This window comes from Promicromonospora sp. Populi, assembly GCF_041081105.1.
In the GTDB taxonomy this organism is placed as follows: Bacteria; Actinomycetota; Actinomycetes; order Actinomycetales; family Cellulomonadaceae; genus Promicromonospora.
Genome location: NZ_CP163528.1, coordinates 3796099 through 3814278 on the forward strand (window position 1 = coordinate 3796099; position 18180 = coordinate 3814278).

An 18180-nucleotide genomic window follows, 5' to 3' on the forward strand; every position below is an offset into this window, starting at 1 on the left:
ATGACGAGTGCATGGATGCTGGTGGCGACCCGCGAGATCGTGGTGCGGGCGCTCAACAAGGGGTTCCTGATCGGGCTGCTGGTCAATATCGCGATGATCGGCGGGCTGATCGGCTTCACGGCCTTCATGGACGGCCGCACCCAGTCGTTCGACGTCGCGGTCGTCGCCGGGGACGAGTCCGCGGCGACGGCTCTGGAGTCCGCCGAAGGGACCGCGGCATCGGACGACCGGGACATCGAGCTGAACGTGCTGCGGGTGGACGATGCGGCTGCGGCCACGGCCGCCCTCGAGGACGAGTCCGCCGACGCGTGGCTCAGCTCCGGCGCCGTCGGCGCTGGCAGCGCCGACGACTGGACCCTGTCCGGGTGGCGCGAGCCCGACAGCGATCTCGCAGTGCTGGTCGAGACGACGGTGCGTGACCAGGTGATGGCCGGCCGGGCGGACGCCGCCGGAACCACGGTCGCCGAGCTCACGGCGGGCAGCGAGGTCGAGACCGAACGCCTCGACGGCAACCCGGTGGACCCGCAGATCGTGTTCATCGCCGGGTTCGTGCTCGCGTTCCTGTTCTTCATGGGGACCGTCGGGTCGGGCGCGATGATCGCGGGCAGCGTCATCGAGGAGAAGCAGTCCCGGCTGGTCGAGATCATCGCTACCGCGGTGCCCCTGCGGCAGCTGCTGGCGGGCAAGATCATCGGCAGCTCGGTGATCGCGCTGGCGCAGAACCTCTTGCTCGCCGGCGTGGGGCTCGTCGGTGCCTCGTTCACCGACCTGTCGGCGATCCTGCCCGCGATGTCGGCCACCATGCTCTGGTTCGTCGTCTTCTTCACCGTCGGGTTCGTCGCGGTGGCGGCCCTGTACGCGGTGGCGGGTTCGCTCGCCTCCCGCACCGAGGACCTCCAGTACACGACCAGCCCGCTCATGATGCTGCTCCTGGGCGTCTATGTGGTGACCTTCTCGGCGGACGGCGCGTTGGAACGCGTGCTGTCCTACATCCCGCCCGCGTCGATCGTGTCGATGCCGGTACGGGTGCTCAACGGAGACGCCCTCTGGTGGGAGCCGATCGTGTCGCTCCTCATCCTCATGGTGGCCACGCTCGGCGCGGTGCTCCTGAGCGAGCGCGCGTACCGGGGCGCGCTCATGCAGACCGGGGGCCGGGTCACGTGGAAGTCCGCCATGGCGGGCGATCGGGGCACTACCCTCGGGGCGTGACCGAACGCACCGAGCACGACGACGTGGCACCCGGGGGCGCAGAGCCCAAGAAGGTGCACACCTTCGACCTGATCGACGAGGTCCCCGGAGCCTCCGGCGAGACGGGCCCCGACGACGAGGACGGGCCGGGCACCGAGGCGGGCCCGGACGAGGAGCCCCAGCCCCGGGAGCCTGGCCGGGTCGCGGTGGCGCTGGCAAGCGCCCGCACCGCCGTCGGGCAGACTGCGCGCCGTGGCGGTGCGGCGGTGCGGCGCCGGCTGCCCACGACCCGCCGTGGCAAGGTGCTGCTCGCCGGCGGGACGGCTGCCGTGGTGGTGCTGGCGGTCACGGCCGGGGTGCTGGTGAACGCGCAGCTGCGCGAGCGCGCGCTCCTCGCCGCCCCTGGCGGCGTGCGGGCGCTGGAGGAGCAGCCCGCCGAGCAGTGGTCGATCGACCTCGACGACCCGATCTCGGCGAATCTCGTCGAGATGCCCGGGGTGCTCGCGATCGCCGGCGACGAGTCGGTCCGCGGTGTGGACCCGGTGTCGGGCGAGGTGCTCTGGACGGTCGATCTCGGCACGTTCCCGAACTGCGGCCCGGCGGCGTCCTCCGGCATCGGGGCTCCGGACCCCACGGCGCCGGCGGATCCGCTGGTCTGTGTCGCCGGCTCCGACGACGGGTCGTTGGCGGTCACGGTCATCGAGCCGGACGGCACCACCACGACGCGCGAGCTCGGCGCGGAAGGGCACGTCCTTCCGGCGGCCGACGGCGGTCTGTTCGTCTTCGAGCTCAAGGGCGGCGATCAGGAGCCGCGGCCCGTGGTGGCCGACGAGCTGGGCACTACCCATCTGCCGAAGGGCTTCGTCGGGCCGGATCTGGTCGTCCGCCTGGAGGACGCCCGGACCGGCACGGAGCGCTGGAGCGAGAACGTCGCGTTTGGTGCCCCGCGAGCCGAGAGCTGTGTCACCTACAACAGCGACGACGAGGACAGCGAGCCCGAACCGGCGCTCGACGTCGCCGGCGCGCTGGGCTGGGTGCTGAACGGGGACGTCCTGGAGGTGCAGGGCTGCGGTGTATCGGCGGCGTTCCTGAGCGACGGCACCCGGCTCGACGATCCGACGGATCCGACGGACCCCCCGGCGGACGGTGCGGACTCGGCGTCGTTCGCGTCGCTGCCCGGCGGCGGCTGGGTCGAGCCCGGCACCGAGGTGTCCGAGACCAGTGTGCCCAACGATGTGGTGCACCTGCCGGACGGCGGCACGGTCACCCTCGAGGGCCAGGTCCTTGTGCCCTGGGCCACCGACGGCCGTGACCCCGGGCTGCTGCTGGAGCGGGTCGGCATTCGCACGAACGCCCGGTCGACCTCAGGCGGTGACCTCGGGGCAGAGCTCTGGTCCGCGCGTATCGAGGTCGCGGCCCTGCTCGCCAGCGTGTCCGGCACTGCCGTCGTCGTGGACGAGCAGGGTGCGGTGCGCGCGATCGACCTGGGTACGGGTGCGGAGCGCTGGACCCTCGACCCCGAGGTGCTCTCGCTCGGTGACATGGCGTGGGCCGCGCCGTCGATGATCTTCGGCGCCTACACGGACGGCGACATCCTGCTGCTCCCGGTACCCGTCGATCCGACCGGGCAGGAGCCCGGCCTGCGGCTGCTGGCTGTCGATCTCCGCGACGGGTCGGTGCGCTGGGCGGTCGAGCAGGAGACGTCGTACACAGACCTGGTCAGCGTCGACGGCTACCTCGCACAGATCACGCAGCAGGGTGTGGTGGGTCTCGGCTGAGTCGCCGGTCCGACCCGAACGGGAGAGCGCCTGAGCTCGCAGGACACCCGAGTAGGATCCCGCCATGTCACGGCCCGACGAGCAGGAACCCGTTGTCTTCGACCTGGTCGAGGAGAGCGAGCCGGATACCGCGGGAGACGTCGGCGAGGCTGCCCCGACCGGCTCCCCGGACCCGCGTCGACCTCGGCTGCCCCGGCTGTCTCGCCGTACCTGGCTCGTCGCGGCCTCTGTGGTCGTCGTCCTTATCGCGACGACCGTCACGGTCGACCAGGTGCGGGACCACCGGCGTGCGGAGCTGATGCGCTCCTCGTCGGTGGGGGTGGTGTCGCTCGCGGACCCGCCCGCGGAGACCTGGACCGTGCCGTACGACTTCCCCGCCGAACCGAGCTGGGACTCGTTCGTGGACCAGCAGCGCGTGATCATGGACGGGCTGCTGGTGCTGCCGCCGGGTAGGGCGCAGCGCTACACCGTCGATTCCTCGAGCGGGGCGGCCGAGCTGGAGCCGGCCGGTTTCGAGGACGTCACGGCCGTCGACCCCGGCTCGGGCGAGGTGGTCTGGCGGGTCGCGGTGGGCGAGCGGCCGGTGTGCGGCCCTACCGGTTACGACGGTTCGGCGTCGGCCGACGTGCTGGTGTGCGTGCACGGACCGGGCGATGCGCGGGAGGTGCTGACCATCGCACCGGACGGCAGCACCGGGTCCCGGGGCGCGGAACTGGCCGATGGTGAGCAGATCTTCCCCGGACCCGACGGCCTGGTGGTGCGCGTGGAACGGATCGGGCCTGCCGCCGAGCCGGTCGAGTGCAACACGACGGGCACCTGCACGCCGGCGATGCTGGCCGACGGGCGCGATGCGCTGGTCACCGTCGAGGACGCGGCGACCGGCGCCGAACGCTGGACGAGCATCGTCGAGTTCACCCGGACGGAATCGGTGAACTGCCAGGAGTACGACCCTATGACGGGTCAACCTGCGGGCGTCGACACGGACCAGATCGTTGTGCAGACCGGGTTCGAGACGATCGACGTGGACGGCTGCGGCATCCGCGGGACGCTGTCGGTGCAGGGTGTGCGGCTCGATACCCTGGGCAGCGGCGAGAGCACGGAGTCGTGGGTGACCGAGCTCGGCGGGGGCGTCTTCGCCGTGCAGGGGAACGGGACGGACACCGTCGTCGTCGACGAGACAGGGGAGCCCCTGGGCACCCTGGACGGCTGGGTAAACGTCACTGCGCGGTCCCCGGATGCGCCCGACGGCCTCTGGATCGTCACCGACGAGAGCGGTTACGGGTTCGACGCTGTGCGCGAGGACGGGTCGGTGGCCTGGACGGAGCGATCCGGCAGCGCGCAGCTCGTAGCACGGGATGTGGTGGTCGTGGACCGCGGCGCCGAGGTGGTCGGCCTCGACCGCACGGACGGAGAGCAGCTCTGGGTGTGGAGCAGTGAGGACGCGGGCGGGTTGGTCCGCTACCGCACACTGACCGACGGCGAGACCGTTGCCCTGGTGCACCAGTCCCAGGAGGGCCTCGGTGACGGCCTGCTGGTCGCCCTCGACCTGGACACCGGCGAACAGCTCTGGGACGCGCCGCTCACCGGCTCACCCGTTGCCGTCTACGGTCACATCGTCGAGCTCACCCCGGGCGGCCTCACCGGCCTGGGCTGACACCCCCCGGCGACCAACTGGCGGTTTTCGCCCGGCGCTACGCTCGGCCGCATGGCGCGCGACCCGGACGAGGGTGATGCGTTCGTCTTCGACCTGGTCGACGACGACGCGGCCACCGCTGCTGCGGCGGCTGCAGGCGCTTCGCTCGAAGCGAGCGAGGCGGACGGTGCCGCGCTCCGGGAGTACGAGCTGTCGACGTCGGACAGCTTGGGGCGGAAGCGGCGCGCGGCCGCGCAGATCGCGGCGGTGCTGGCGATCGTGCTCGGCACCGGGATCGCGGTCGACGGTGTGCGGGACCACGCGCGGATCGAGCGGATGCGCGACGTCCGCGGGGGTGTGGTGGACGTGTCGACGCCGCTCGGGGAGACGTGGGCGTGGCGCGGCGCCGTCGGCCCCGGGGAGAGCGCGACCGGCGTCGCCGTGCTCGGCGACGTGCTGGCGTTCGAGTCCGACGGCAGGCTGGTCGCACTGGACCCGGTCACGGGCGAGGAAGCCTGGACGGTGCCTCTGCGGGAAGGCGCGGACTGCGGGCCGACGGTCCCGGCCACCTGGTCCGACCCGGCGACGGACTCGCTGGTGTGCCTCCAGGGGAGCGGTGCGGACCGCACCGTCGTCGCGGTGGGGCCGGACGGCACGGCCTCGACCCGGGTGCTCGGCACCGCGGACACGCGCCGGTACGGGGTGCCCCACACGGGACCCGACGGGACGGTGCTGCGCGCTTGGCGGGTGGGACCGACGTCAGCGATCGACCTCGGTGACGCCGAGTGCACCGGGGCGGGCGAGTGCACCGGGACCGTCGAGGCGGGCCGGGACCTCGTGCTCCGGGCCGAGGACGCGGCGACCGGTGAGGAACGGTGGACCGTGACGGTCCCGTTCCGCGCGACGGACGCCACGCAGTGCACCCGCACGTTCGGAGGATCGTGGGGCAGCTCGGAGAACCGCCTGGTCCTCAACGGACAGCTTGCCCCGGACACCTTCGGCGCCCGGGTCACTGCCGACCTCATCACGCTGAGCGGCTGCGGGATCCAGGCGGCCGTCACCCCTGGCGGGGTGTTGCTCGGCGCGCAGCTCGAACCGGGTACGGGCGGGGTGGCCGGCCTCGGTGCGGGCCGGTACGCGGTCATGAGCTTCGAAGGCGTTCCGCGCGCCTCCCTGCACGCGACCGACGGCGTCGTCGTCGGCGAGATCACCGGGTACCCGCTCGCCCCGCAGGCCACCGACGAGGCCAGACCGCGCACGCTGCTCGCGGTGGACGAGCCCAGCCGGCGGCTGCGCGCCTACGAGCCGGACGGCACCCCCCGCTGGGACATCACGCTGCAGTCGGGCGGCCAGGAGTTCCTGGCGCAGGTCGGCGACACGGCGGTGGTCACGACCGGTGCGGGGAGCGTGCGCGGGCTGGACCTCGGCACGGGCGAGGAGCGATGGACCTGGAACGGCGCGGACCCCACGTCCGACGACGACGTCGGGTACTTCGGGACCGCCACGGTGCGCCAGGCGTTCACCGACGGGCTGTCCCTGCTGCTGCTCACCGAGGGCGAGACCACGCGGAGCCGGGGCTTGGTGGCGCTCGACCTGGACTCCGGCGCGGTGCTCTGGAACCGGCCCGGCGGCGGCGCGATCACCACGTTCGACCCGACCGACGGCGACCTGGTCGAGCAGGGCGTCGTCGGCGGCCTGGTCGCGGTGGACGGTTACCTGCTGGAGGTCACGCCGCGCGGCGTCCGAGGACTTGGGTGAGTCGACCGGCAGTCCCGGTCTACCCTCGACCGCATGGCACGTGATCCGGACGACGGCGGTGTGTTCGTCTTCGACCTCGTCGACGACGAGACGGACGGCCCCGAGGCATCCCTCGCCCCGATCGAACCCGGTGCCGCGGAGGAGCCGGACGGCGACGAGCCCGCCCTGCGGGAGCTGACGGCCCCCCAGATGCTGAGCAGGAGGCTGCGCGTCGTCGCTCCCGTCGCGGCGGTCCTGGCGATCGTGCTCGGGACCGGCTTCGCCGTCGACGGCGTGCGCGACGCCGCCCGGATGGAGCGGATCCGCGCGGTGGACGGCGGAGTGCTGGACCTGTCCGCGCCGCTCGAAGAGGTGTGGGAGTGGGAGGGCCGCATGGACGTGGACCCGACCTTCGGCGTGTTCGAGGTGGCGGACCTCCAGGGCACGCTCGCGTTCCGGTCCGGCGACGAGGTGGTCGGGCTGGACCCCGCGTCGGGCGAGGAGGCCTGGACCGTGCCGCTGGGCACGGACGTGGAGTGCGGGCCGACGGGCGGCTCCCTGGGATGGGCACCGCCGCAGTCGACCCTGGTGTGCCTCCAGGGCGCCGCTGCGGAACGCGAGGTCGTCGTTGTGGGGGCGGACGGCGTTGTCACCGGTCCGCGGACGCTCCGTGCGGCTGACACCCGCGAGTACGGGACGCCGCGGCCCGGCCCGGCGGGCACGGTGCTGCGGGCCGAGCGGGTCGGTCCGCGGTCGGCGGTGGACCTTGGGGAATCCGAGTGCGGCCCGGAGGGCGAGTGCTCCGGTACGGTCGATGGTGGTCGCGACCTCGTGCTGCGCGCGGAGGACGCCGCAACGGGCGAGGAACGCTGGCGCGTGACGGTCCCGTTCCGGCCGACGGGCGCCGAGAACTGCGCCTCCTGGATGTATGGGATGCCGTGGGACGCGCCCGCCGGGTTGGGCTGGCCGGATGAGGCGCCCGGGCCGGACGAGTCGGCGATAGACCCCGAGGTCTTCGGCGCGGACATCGGGGCCGGGCTGATCGATCTGTGGGGCTGTGGTGTCCAGTCCTCCGTCACCCCTGACGGCTTGGTCCTCCGGACGGGAGGCGGTGCACCGGCGTTCGGCGGGGTGGTCGTTCTCCCGTCCGGCGGATACGCCGGGCAGGACGTGAGTTCCGACGGGCAGGGCAGCACCAGCACCACGCTGTTCGGACCCGGCGGCGACGTCATCGGGTCGATCGGCGGTTATGCGACCGGCCCGCAGGTCACGGACGAGCCAGGCGCGATGACTCTCCTGGGCGTTGACGGCTCCGGGGAGCGGCTGCTGTCCTATGCGGTGGATGGCACGCCCCGCTGGAACGTGGCCCAGGGTACTGACCCATCGCAGTTCCTCGCGCAGGTCGATGGGACGGCGGTGGCCATGAACTGGATGGCGGAGCTCCGAGGGCTGGATCTTGCCACGGGGGCCGAGCGGTGGACGTGGCAGCCGTCCGACGACCTGGACGACTGGAGCGAGGAGAGCGGCGGGTACGTGGCGCAAGCCTTCACCGATGGCCAGTTCCTGCTCCTGCAGCTGTACGGCGGGAACGGCGGCGCGGGGCTGGTGTCGCTCGACGTCGCGTCGGGCGAGCAGGCCTGGCACCGGACCGACGCCGACGGCGCGAGCGGATGGCCGGGAGCGGTGCTGGTCGCGGTGGACGGGCACCTGCTGGAGGTCACGCAGACCGGCGTCCACGGCCTGGGCTGATCTCCAGCCGCCGTCGTGTCGGTGGGTAGTCCTAGGGTGGGTCCCATGGTGAAGATCGGCGCGCACGTGGACCTGACCGACGCGATCGGTGCGGCGAAGACGCTCGGCGCGGACACGGTGCAGGTGTTCCTCAGCGACCCGCAGGCCTGGAAGGTCCCGGACCTTCCTTACGAGGGCGGTGCTGGGGTGCTCCGGGCCGACGCCGCCGCGGCCGGCGTGGACCTCTATGTGCACGCGCCCTACGTGATCAACGTGGCGTCGACCAACAACCGGATCCGAATCCCGAGCCGCAAGCTGCTGCAGCAGATCATGGACGGCGCGAGCGCCATCGGCGCCAAGGGTGTTGTGGTGCACGGCGGGCACGTCGCCGCGAACGACGAGCCGGCCAAGGGCTTCGACAACTGGCGCAAGGCGATCGACGCGCTGGAGACCGACGTTCCCGTGCTCATCGAGAACACCGCGGGCGGGGACCACTCCATGGCCCGCCGGCTGGAGCGGATCGAGGCGCTGTGGGCGGCGGTGACCTCCGCGAACGGTGGGGACAACGTCGGGTTCACTCTCGACACCTGCCACGCCTGGGCTGGCGGCATCGACCTGGCGACGGCGGCCGAGCAGATCCGCGCCATCACGGGCCGCATCGACCTGGTGCATGCCAACGACTCGCGCGACGACGCCGGGTCGGGTGCGGACCGGCACATCAACTTCGGCAGGGGCAACATCCCGGAGGACCTGCTGGTGGGTGTGATCGCCGCCGCGGGCGCCCCCGTCATCTGCGAGACCAAGGGCGACATGGCCCCGGACATCGCCTGGCTCCGGGAACGCCTGGGCTGACGGTCGGGCTGACGCCCGCCGTCGGACAGCCGCCGGACAACTGGCAGGATCGGACGTATGGCAACAGCGCAGCGGGTAGTGGTCACGGGTGCGAGCGGAAAGCTCGGCCAGTTCGTCGTGGAGCACCTGGTGGAATCCGGGTATCACGTGGTCTCGACCGACCGCGTGCCGCCGCCGCCCGGCAGCCCGGGCGACTTCACGATCGCGGACCTGACAGACCTCGGCCAGGTGATCGAGCTGTTGTCCGGCGTGGACGAGGGGCGGGCGGCCGACGCCGTCGTGCACCTGGCCGCTATCCCCGCACCCGGCCTGGCGACCAATGCCGCGACCTTCCGGAACAACGTGCCCAGCACGTACAACGTGCTGCGGGCCGCCCAGGTGGTGGGCATCCGGAACGTGGTGACCGCGTCGTCCGAGACGGTGCTCGGCCTGCCGTTCGATGTGCCGCCGCCGTACATCCCGGTGGACGAGGAGTACGACGTGCTGCCGCAGTCCACCTACTCGCTCGGCAAGTCGCTCGAGGAGGAGATGGCGAAGCACTTCACGCGCTGGGACCCGGAGCTGAAGGTCGCGGCCCTACGGTTCTCCAACGTGATGCGTCCGGAGGACTACGCGAACTTCCCAGGCTGGCAGGACGATGCCCAGGCCCGGCGCTGGAACCTGTGGGGCTACATCGACGGCCGAGACGGGGCACAGGCGGTGCGGCTCGCGCTGCAGGCCGGCTTCACGGGGTTCGAGGCGTTCATCATCGCGAACGACGACACGGTGATGGAAGGGGACTCGGCGGATCTCGCGGCCGAGGTGTTCCCCGACGTGCCGCTCAAGCGCCCGCTCCAGGGCCGGGAGACCCTGCTCAGCATCGAAAAGGCCCGCCGGGTGCTGGGCTACGCGCCGCAGCACCACTGGCAGGCTGAGCTCTGACCGACCCCGATGTCCACGGACCAGGCATCTGACTCGCCGTACCAAATAGGGCGAGTCAGTGGGCTGGTCGGACCAAGCATCTGATTCGCCGTAGCTGGTGCGGCGAGTCAGATGCTTGGTCCCGTGCGGGCCGCGCCGGCGATTACCGCCTGGCAGCTGCGGAGGAACGAGGCCGCGACCTTTGACGGGTCGCCGAGGTAGCCGGCGACCATCACCCCGTCGCGGAGCAGCATCAGGTCATCCGCCACTGCCGCCGGATCGGCTAGTCCCACTGGTGCAACGAGCCGCTCGAACGCGCTCGTCCACCAGTCGCGGTGCGTGTCGACCACCTTGCGGACAGGGCTGTCCCGGTCGGGGTACTCGGCGGCGGCATTGATGAAGGGACACCCGCGGAACCCGGGTTCACAAGCCGCCGCCCCGGTGTGGTCGGCCATCAGGCGTAACGAGACGTCGACGTCTCCGGCGCCGTAGGCGATGGCCGCATCGACACCGTTGCGTTCGAGCTCCGCGCGGGACTCGAGGTACGCGACGATCAGGTCGTCCTTGCTCTGAAAGTGCCGGTAGAACGTCACCTTCGTGGTGCTCGCGCGGTCGATGACCTTGTCGACGCTCACCGCACGCAGGCCCTGCGCGTAGAACAGCTCGTTCGCCGCCTCGATCAGGCGTTCTCGCATGGTCCCTTGCACGGTCGCGATCATACGTGGCTCCTCTCGGTACTCCCCTTGCGCTCGACGGGCGTCGCTGTGTACTGTCCCAACAGGTGGAGTTACTAGTCATTCTACCTAGAGATATCACCGATGGGAAGGGAACTCACATGTCCACCACCGCGGAATCATCCGCAGTAGGCACCGCCACCTCGCTCCGGAACCTGTACTTCGTGCGGTTCGGCTTCGCGATCGTCTGGGCCGCGTGCATGTTCGCCGTCGGGAGCAGCCTCGGCCCGGTCACGATCGGGCTCCTGGTGCTGTACCCGCTGTTCGACGTCGCCGCGGCGATCGTCGACTTCCGCTCCTCGAAGACCGCGCGGCCCGCCGTCGGCCTGTACTTCAACATGGCCCTGAGCCTGCTGACTGCCATCGCGCTGGGCGTGGCCGTGACCTCGGGTATCCCCGCTGTGCTGCGAATCTGGGGTTTCTGGGCCATCACCGCAGGCATCGTTCAGCTCATCGTCGCGATCCGCCGCTACAAGCTCGGTGGGCAGTGGGCAATGATCCTCAGCGGAGGCATCTCGACGTTCGCCGGGACGAGCTTCATCCTCATGGCCGGCGGACCGAACGCGATGCTCACCGCGGTCGCCGGGTACGCGGTCCTGGGCGGCATCTTCTTCCTCGTCTCCGCGCTGCGCCTGCACCGGGTAACAAGGCAGGCCAGCTGAGATGACCGACAACACGTTCGACGTAGTAGTCATCGGCGCCGGCCCGGTCGGCGAGAACGTCGCCGACGGGGCGGTCCAGGGCGGCCTCACCGTGGCGATCGTGGAGAGCGAGCTGGTGGGCGGGGAGTGCTCCTACTGGGCCTGCATGCCCACCAAGGCCCTCCTGCGCGACGCCGCCGCGCTGCGCGCCGTCCGGAGCCTGCCCGGGGCCAACGCCGCGGTGACCGGCACCCTGGACACGGCCGCCGTCCTGGCGCGCCGCGACGAGTTCGCCGCGCACTGGCACGACGACGGCCAGGTCGCCTGGCTGGACCAGGCCGGGATCTCCCTGTTCCGTGGCGTCGGCCGGATCAGCGCCCCCCGGACCGTCGAGGTACGGGGCGCCGACGGCGCAACGACAGTGCTCGATGCGCGGCACGCAGTGGTCATCGCGACCGGCAGCAGTGCCCGTCTCCCGGAGATTCCCGGGCTGGCCGACGCCGCACCGTGGACCAGCCGAGAGGCCGCGGCCGCCAAGGCCGTCCCCGGACGGCTGGCGATCGTCGGCGGTGGCGTGGTGGGCACCGAGATGGCCACCGCGTTCTCGGCCCTCGGGGCGCGCGTCACGCTCATCGCGCGCGACGGGCTGCTCCCCGCCATGGAGCCGTTCGCGAGCGATCAGGTGGCCGAGGGGCTGAAGGCAGAAGGCGTCGCGCTGCACCTGCGCACGCAGCCCGAGCGCATCCATCGCGACAAGGACGGGACCGTGCACATCGCCCTCGCGGACGGCACCACGGTCGACGCCGACGAGGTCCTGGTCGCGACCGGCCGCAAGCCGAACACCGGCGACGTCGGTCTCGAAAACGTCGGCCTCACCCCCGGCGACTGGTTGCACGTCGACGACTCCCTGCGCGTCAACCAGTTCCCGCAGGCCGTCCAAAGCGACGGAACACCGGCGGGCGACGGCTGGCTCTACGCAGCCGGCGACGTCAACCACCGCGCCCTCCTGACGCACCAGGGCAAGTACCAGGCCCGCGCCCTGGGCGCCACCATCGTCGCCCGCGCCAACGGCACCCCGGTCGATCTAGCGCCCTGGGGCAGGCACGCGGCGACAGCCGACGACCGCGCCGTGTCGCAGGTGATCTTCACCGACCCAGAGATCGCAAGCGTCGGCCACACCGCGGCCACCGCGGCGACGGCGGGGCTCCGTTTCCGCGCCGTCGAGTATGACCTCGGATCCGTCGCCGGCGCCGCCCTGCACGCGGACGGGTACGCCAGCCGGGCCGGCATGGTCGTCGACGAGGACCGGAAGGTGCTGGTCGGCTTCACGGCGGTCGGCCCCGACGTCGCGGAGCTGCTGCATGCCGCGACGATCGCCATCACCGCTGAGGTGCCGATCGGCCGGCTGTGGCACGCCGTCCCCGCCTACCCCACCATCAGCGAGATCTGGCTCCGGCTCCTGGAGACCTACGGCCGAGGGGACTAGTTCGGTGCAGGGGGCAGCGTGATCTGGTCGCGCGTCCGGATCTCCGACCAGGCCCGCGCCCGGGGGAGCCGGTGGATGGTGATGTCGGTCGGTCGGCTGCCCGACGGCGTTGTGGTCGCCACCGCGAACACGTCCGCCCCGGGCAGTGGGCCGAGATCCAGGCGGGTCAGCGCCGCGACGTCGGGCACCGGCACCTGGTAGGTCCGGAACGGGCCGAGCGGCGGGATGTCGTCCCGGGCCAGCGCCTGGGCGGTGATCTCCTGGAGGCGCGCGTCCTCGAGCTGCGGGGTCTGGTCCAGCACGAACGCGGTCGCCTGGAGCCCACCCGGCCCGACCCACGCGACCACCTTCCAGAAGAGGCGCGGGATGCGGACGCCGCGGTAGAGCGGGTCGTCGGCGGTGAAGACGGGGCCGGTGTGCACCACGAGCCGGTGGTCGTAGGCGGACGCGTACTTGAGCACGTGGTCCTCGAGCCCGTTCCACAGCTCCTTGGACTGGTTGAACCTGTTCACCTGCGGCGCGGCATTTGTATAGGTGAAGGTGTCCCGGTTGGCCTGGGCAGCCGTCTCGGCATCGCCCCAGACGGGATCGAGGCGACGTACGAGGTGGCCGCGGTCGAGCGGGTTGCCCGAGTACAGCTCGCTGCCGGACTGCTCGCCGGTCGGGACGCGGCGCTCCAGCCGCCACCGGCCGGAACGACGCAGCGCCAGGAGGGCGGCGCCGTCGACGATGCAGGCCGTGGCCGCGGCGAGGCGCCGGCCCGGGTCGAGCAGGACGGAGAAATGGGTGTAGTCGAGGACACGCGCCTCGACGGGCGAGACGGGGAGCGGAACGGTGAAACCGAGGAACTCTGCGTCGTAGCCGGTCACAGGCAGACAGCCAACCAGAGTTCGCCAGGTCATGGCCAGACCAACAATCGGACACGATGAACAGCGATTGGCAATCTGGTCCTAGGCTCTAGCCCGTGAGTGAATCAACTCAGACCGTTCGCGGCAACGCCCGGCACGAGGTACCTGACCCGCTGCGCGAGGACGTGCGCCTGCTCGGCGGACTTCTCGGCAGGATCCTCCGCGAGGACGGGGGGCAGGATCTGCTGGACGACGTCGAACGCCTCCGCGAGCTGACGATCCGTGCGTACGGCGACCCGTCCCCCCATGCGCTGGACGAGGCCGCCGACCTGGTGGCCTCCTTCACCGTGGAGCGTGCCGAGCAGGTCGCCCGTGCGTTCACCTGCTACTTCCACCTCGCGAACCTTGCCGAGGAGTACCACCGCGTCCGCGTGCTGCGCTCCCGGGAGGCCGAGACGAGGACCGGCCCGGCCGTCCTGGAGGACACCATCCCCGCGGCGTTCGCCCAGCTCACCGAGGAGGTCGGGCGGGACGAGGCGCTGCGCCGGCTCGGCGAGCTGGAGTTCCGGCCGGTGCTGACGGCCCACCCGACCGAGGCCCGGCGTCGGGCCATCAGCGGGACCATCCGCCGCATCTCGGACCTCCTGGCCGAGCGGGACACCCGCCGCCTCGGCGGCGTGACGCTGGCCGAGAACGAGCGGCGCATCCTCGCCGAGATCGACACGATGTGGCGCACGGCGCCCGTACGGACCAGCAAGCCGTCGGTGCTCGACGAGGTCAAGACGGTCATGGGGGTGTTCGACGCCGTCCTCGTGGACGTCTTCGGCGACGTGTACCGCCGGCTCGACGACTGGCTCCTGGCGGACGACGCCGGCCGCGTCGCCCCCGTCGCGAAGCCGTTCGTGAAGCTCGGGACCTGGATCGGCGGCGACCGCGACGGCAACCCGAACGTCACCGCCGAGATCACGCGGCAGGCCGCGGCGCTCGCGGCGGACCACGCCCTGGCGGCGCTGGAACGCCTGGCGGTCGAGACCGGGCGCAAGCTGACGCTCGACGCCGAGGGGACCACACCGTCTTCGGACCTCAACGCACTGTGGCAGCGGATCCGGCAAAGGTCCGAGGACGTGGCGCGGCGGGCTCAGGCGGCGTCGCCGAACGAGCCCCACCGGGCCGTCATGCTCGCGCTCGCGGAGCGGATCACCGCCACGCGATCACGCGACGCCGACCTGGCCTACGTGACCGCCGAGGAGTTCGAGGCGGACCTGATCGTGGTGCAGGACTCGCTGGTGGCGACCGGCGCGGCGCGTGCCGCGTACGGGGACCTGCAGCGTCTGGTCTGGCAGGTGCAGACCTTCGGTTTCCACCTGGCGGAGCTCGAGGTGCGGCAGCACTCGCAGGTGCACGCCGCGGCGCTCGCCGAGATCCGGGAGCTGGGGGTGGGCGGCGCGCTGAGCGAGAAGACACGCGAGGTGCTCGACACCTACCGGGCGCTCGGCGCCATCCAGCGCCGGTTCGGTGAGCGCGCCGCGCGTCGTTACGTCGTGTCGTTCACGCAGGCACCGGAGCACCTCGCCGCCGTCTACGAGCTGGCGTCGTACGCCTTCGCGGACGATCCCGAGGCCGGCCCCGTGATCGACGCCGTCCCGCTGTTCGAGACCTTCGCCGACCTGCAGAACTCGGTGCCGATCCTCGACGCGATGCTGGCGCTGCCGGTTGTGCAGCGGCGGCTGGGCGAGAACGGCCGGCGCGTCGAGGTGATGCTCGGCTACTCGGACTCGTCCAAGGACGTCGGCCCGGTCGCGGCGACACTCGCCCTGCACGACGCGCAGTCGCGCATCGCGGAGTGGGCGCGCAACAACGACCTGAAGCTGACCCTGTTCCACGGCCGCGGCGGCGCGCTCGGCCGTGGTGGCGGCCCCGCCAACCGCGCGGTGCTGGCCCAGCCGCCGCACTCGGTGGACGGCCGGTTCAAGCTGACCGAGCAGGGCGAGGTCATCCTCGCCCGGTACGGCGACCCCGTCATCGCGTCCCGGCACATCGAGCAGGTCGCCGCGGCGACGCTGCTGGCGTCCGCGCCTTCGGTCGAGGCCGTCAATCAGAGCGCCGCAGCGAAGTTCGCGCCGCTGGCCAAGGCCCTGGACGTGACGTCCCGCGAGCGGTTCCACGAGCTCGTGAAGGCCGACGGGTTCCCGCAGTGGTTCGCGCAGGTCACGCCCCTGGAGGAGGTCGGCCTGCTGCCCATCGGGTCGCGGCCCGCCAAGCGCGGCCTCTCCGTGAACTCGCTCGACGACCTGCGCGCGATCCCCTGGGTCTTCTCCTGGTCGCAGGCCCGCATCAACCTCGCCGGCTGGTACGGCTTGGGCACGGCGCTCGCCGGGGTCGGCGATGTCGAGCTGCTGCGGGCGGCACGCACCGAGTGGCCGCTGTTCGCGACCCTGCTCGACAACGTCGAGATGTCGCTCGCCAAGACCGACGAGCGGATCGCCGCGCAGTATCTCGCGCTGGGTTCGCGTGACGACCTCGCGGCGATGGTGCTCGACGAGCTGCGGCTGACCCGCGAGTGGGTGCTGAAGATCAGCGGCAACGCGTTCCCGCTGGAGAACAAGCGGGTGCTCGGCCGGGCCGTGCAGCTCCGGTCGCCTTACGTCGACGCGCTGTCGTTGCTGCAGGTCCGCGCGCTGCGCGGCTTGCGCACCGGGTCCGACGGTGGTTCCGCGGTGGACGGCGGCTACGCCGGCCGCCTGCAGCACCTGCTGCTGCTGACCGTCAACGGTGTCTCGGCCGGCCTGCAGAACACGGGGTGAGCTGATGACCGCGATCCTGATCGGGACGTCCCACGGGACCGACGATCCTGCGGGCCAGGCGGCCGTGCGCGCGCTGCTCGACGGCGTCCGCGCGGCCCGGCCGGAGCTCGACGTGCGCGAGGCCTTCGTGGACGTGCAGCAGCCGGAGGTCGGTGAGGTCCTGGCCGGTGCGATGCGTGATGCGGGCGATGCGGCGTCCGATGACGCGCCGGTTGCCGGCGCGCCCGACGGCGGGCCGGTCGCCGTCGTCGTGCCGCTGCTGCTGTCGACGGGGTACCACGTGCAGCACGACATCGCGCAGGCCGTGGCTGCCGTCAACGCGGCCGACGGAGGCGCGTCGGTCGCGGCCGAGCCGCTCGGCCCGCACCCCCTGCTCGTCGACATCCTGGTCGACCGTTACGCCGCCGCCGAGGCGGCGCACGGCCCCTTCCGGTCCGACGACGCAGTGGTGCTCGCCGCCGCCGGCTCCTCGGTGGCGGCCGCCGCGACCGCCGTCGAGGAGGTGACCAGCGCGCTGGCCCAGCGGCTGGGGCGGGCCGTGACCCCGTCGTACGGGGCGGGCGCCGAGCCGCGGGTTCCCGATGCCGTGGCCGCAGCCCGGGTCAGCGTGGGGGATGTCCCCGGCGCAGCTGGGCCGGCGGGCGCGCCGCGCGTGATCGTCGTGTCCTACCTGCTCGCGCCCGGGTACTTCCTGGACCGGGTGCTGGAGGCGGGCGCCGACATCGTGACCGACCCCGTCTGTGGCCCGGCCGGAGCCGACAAGGCTGACCCCCGGCTGGTGCAGGTAGTGCTGGACCGGTACGACGCGGCGGTCTAGCTCACGCCCAGCCGAACGCCGTCCGTACTCGCTCCACGCTTGACCGCAGTCCCCACCGGGCCGTCAGGGCGTCCAGCGCGTCCGGGTCGGCGGGTGCCTTCGGCACCGCCGGGTCGAACGTAGGCAGCGGCGCGTCCCGGGCCACCTGCACGACGACCGGCGCCACCCGCAGGTAGTCGTCGGCCTCCAGCAGCCGACGACGCTGCGTCGAGGTCAGCCCCTTGTCCCCGGTGTCCCGGGCCGCCAGGATCCCGGCCAGCGTGCCGTACTGGGCCAGCAGCTTGGCCGCAGTCTTCTCGCCGACGCCCGGCACGCCGGGCAGCCCGTCGCTGGGGTCGCCCCGCAGCGTCGCCATGTCGGCGTAGGCCTGACCCGATGTGACGCCGTACTTCTCCGCCAGCCGCCCCTGGTCCACCACGTCGGGGTCCCGGATACCGCGCGCCGGGTACAGCACGCGGACGCCGGCCGCGTCGTCGACGAGCTGGAACAGGTCGCGGTCACCGGTGACGATGTCCACCGGCCCTGCGCCCTGCTCGACGGCGTGGGTGGTCAGCGTCCCGATGACGTCGTCCGCCTCGTAGCCGGGCACCCCTACGCGCGCGATACCGAGCGCCGCGAGCAGCTCCACGATGACCGGGACCTGCGCGAGCAGCGCCTCAGGCACCTCCTCGATGCCGGTCGTGCCGGGCACCTCCTGCGCTACGCGGTGCGCCTTGTAGCTGGGGATGGCCTCGACGCGGAAGGCGGGACGCCAGTCGTCGTCCCAGCACGCGACCAGACGGTCGGGGCGGTGGGTAGTGGCAAGCCACGCGATCGTGTCGAGCAGGCCGCGGACGGCGTTCACCGGCACACCGCTCGGCGCGCGCAGCGAGTCGGGCAGGCCGAAGAACGCGCGGAAGTACAGGGAGGCGGAGTCGAGGAGCATGAGGCTCATGCGGGGAAGCCTGCCACGACCCACCCACACGCGTGCGTCCGGGGTGCTGAAGTCGCGGCACGCCGGGCGAAATTGTGGCCACATAGCGGTTTCGCGTTGG

General features: G+C 72.1%; 14 protein-coding genes. 11 read left to right on the forward strand and 3 right to left on the reverse strand.

Annotated elements, in window-relative coordinates:
• The 7 genes from AB1046_RS17175 (at position 1) to AB1046_RS17205 (ending at position 9837) form a co-directional block, all read left to right on the forward strand.
• A complete protein-coding gene (locus AB1046_RS17175) occupies positions 1–1209 on the forward strand; it encodes an ABC transporter permease (protein ID WP_369370510.1) in 1209 nt (402 codons plus the stop codon).
• Positions 1206–2966, forward strand: a complete 1761-nt coding sequence (locus tag AB1046_RS17180) for a PQQ-binding-like beta-propeller repeat protein (RefSeq protein ID WP_369370511.1) — start codon at positions 1206–1208, stop codon at positions 2964–2966. The genes AB1046_RS17175 and AB1046_RS17180 overlap by 4 nt, the downstream gene beginning before the upstream one ends.
• A gap of 64 nt (positions 2967–3030) precedes the next feature.
• Positions 3031–4620, forward strand: a complete 1590-nt coding sequence (locus AB1046_RS17185) for a PQQ-binding-like beta-propeller repeat protein (RefSeq protein ID WP_369370512.1) — start codon at positions 3031–3033, stop codon at positions 4618–4620.
• 51 nt (positions 4621–4671) lie between these two features.
• A complete protein-coding gene (locus AB1046_RS17190; protein ID WP_369370513.1) occupies positions 4672–6357 on the forward strand; it encodes a PQQ-binding-like beta-propeller repeat protein in 1686 nt (561 codons plus the stop codon).
• A 33-nt stretch (positions 6358–6390) separates the two neighbouring features.
• Positions 6391–8085, forward strand: coding sequence for a hypothetical protein (locus tag AB1046_RS17195; protein WP_369370514.1), 1695 nt, complete (start codon positions 6391–6393; stop codon positions 8083–8085).
• Positions 8086–8130: 45 nt separating this feature from the next.
• Positions 8131–8916, forward strand: coding sequence for a deoxyribonuclease IV (locus AB1046_RS17200; RefSeq protein ID WP_369370515.1), 786 nt, complete (start codon positions 8131–8133; stop codon positions 8914–8916).
• 57 nt (positions 8917–8973) lie between these two features.
• Entirely contained in the window at positions 8974–9837 is an 864-nt protein-coding gene (locus AB1046_RS17205) for an NAD-dependent epimerase/dehydratase family protein (RefSeq protein WP_369370516.1), read from the forward strand.
• Between the two features lie 107 nt (positions 9838–9944).
• Here AB1046_RS17205 and AB1046_RS17210 read toward each other — a convergent pair whose 3' ends face one another.
• Complete coding sequence (locus AB1046_RS17210; RefSeq protein ID WP_369370517.1) at positions 9945–10535, reverse strand: TetR/AcrR family transcriptional regulator; 591 nt, start codon at positions 10533–10535, stop codon at positions 9945–9947.
• A 116-nt stretch (positions 10536–10651) separates the two neighbouring features.
• Here AB1046_RS17210 and AB1046_RS17215 point away from each other — a divergent pair, with 116 nt between their 5' ends.
• Entirely contained in the window at positions 10652–11212 is a 561-nt protein-coding gene (locus AB1046_RS17215; RefSeq protein WP_369370518.1) for a hypothetical protein, read from the forward strand.
• Position 11213: 1 nt separating this feature from the next.
• On the forward strand, positions 11214–12677 hold the full coding sequence (locus tag AB1046_RS17220; RefSeq protein WP_369370519.1) for an NAD(P)/FAD-dependent oxidoreductase: 1464 nt from the start codon (positions 11214–11216) through the stop codon (positions 12675–12677).
• On the opposite strand, the gene AB1046_RS17225 is transcribed toward AB1046_RS17220, so the two are convergent.
• Entirely contained in the window at positions 12674–13546 is an 873-nt protein-coding gene (locus tag AB1046_RS17225; RefSeq protein ID WP_369370520.1) for a DNA/RNA non-specific endonuclease, read from the reverse strand. The two genes, AB1046_RS17220 and AB1046_RS17225, sit on opposite strands and share 4 nt — an antisense overlap.
• 95 nt (positions 13547–13641) lie before the next feature.
• Between AB1046_RS17225 and AB1046_RS17230 the strand changes: the two genes are divergently transcribed.
• On the forward strand, positions 13642–16329 hold the full coding sequence (locus AB1046_RS17230) for a phosphoenolpyruvate carboxylase (RefSeq protein WP_369370521.1): 2688 nt from the start codon (positions 13642–13644) through the stop codon (positions 16327–16329).
• Between the two features lie 4 nt (positions 16330–16333).
• Positions 16334–17146 carry a sirohydrochlorin chelatase gene (locus AB1046_RS17235; RefSeq protein WP_369370522.1) on the forward strand — a complete coding sequence of 271 codons (813 nt, stop codon included), beginning with the start codon at positions 16334–16336 and terminating at the stop codon, positions 17144–17146.
• A gap of 1 nt (position 17147) precedes the next feature.
• Here AB1046_RS17235 and AB1046_RS17240 read toward each other — a convergent pair whose 3' ends face one another.
• Positions 17148–18080: a 5'-3' exonuclease H3TH domain-containing protein gene (locus tag AB1046_RS17240; RefSeq protein ID WP_369370523.1), complete on the reverse strand. Its 933-nt coding sequence runs from the start codon at positions 18078–18080 to the stop codon at positions 17148–17150.
• Between the last annotated feature and the right edge of the window lie 100 nt (positions 18081–18180).

Bases quoted from the DNA above. Each gene is read 5' to 3' on its own strand.
- AB1046_RS17175 (WP_369370510.1), top strand. From the start codon at position 1: ATGACGAGTGCATGGATGCTGGTGGCGACCCGCGAGATCGTGGTGCGG.
- AB1046_RS17185 (WP_369370512.1), top strand. From the start codon at position 3,031: ATGTCACGGCCCGACGAGCAGGAACCCGTTGTCTTCGACCTGGTCGAG.
- AB1046_RS17190 (WP_369370513.1), top strand. From the start codon at position 4,672: ATGGCGCGCGACCCGGACGAGGGTGATGCGTTCGTCTTCGACCTGGTC.
- AB1046_RS17195 (WP_369370514.1), top strand. From the start codon at position 6,391: ATGGCACGTGATCCGGACGACGGCGGTGTGTTCGTCTTCGACCTCGTC.
- AB1046_RS17200 (WP_369370515.1), top strand. From the start codon at position 8,131: ATGGTGAAGATCGGCGCGCACGTGGACCTGACCGACGCGATCGGTGCG.
- AB1046_RS17205 (WP_369370516.1), top strand. From the start codon at position 8,974: ATGGCAACAGCGCAGCGGGTAGTGGTCACGGGTGCGAGCGGAAAGCTC.
- AB1046_RS17210 (WP_369370517.1), bottom strand. From the start codon at position 10,535: ATGATCGCGACCGTGCAAGGGACCATGCGAGAACGCCTGATCGAGGCG.
- AB1046_RS17215 (WP_369370518.1), top strand. From the start codon at position 10,652: ATGTCCACCACCGCGGAATCATCCGCAGTAGGCACCGCCACCTCGCTC.
- AB1046_RS17220 (WP_369370519.1), top strand. From the start codon at position 11,214: ATGACCGACAACACGTTCGACGTAGTAGTCATCGGCGCCGGCCCGGTC.
- AB1046_RS17235 (WP_369370522.1), top strand. From the start codon at position 16,334: ATGACCGCGATCCTGATCGGGACGTCCCACGGGACCGACGATCCTGCG.
- AB1046_RS17240 (WP_369370523.1), bottom strand. From the start codon at position 18,080: ATGAGCCTCATGCTCCTCGACTCCGCCTCCCTGTACTTCCGCGCGTTC.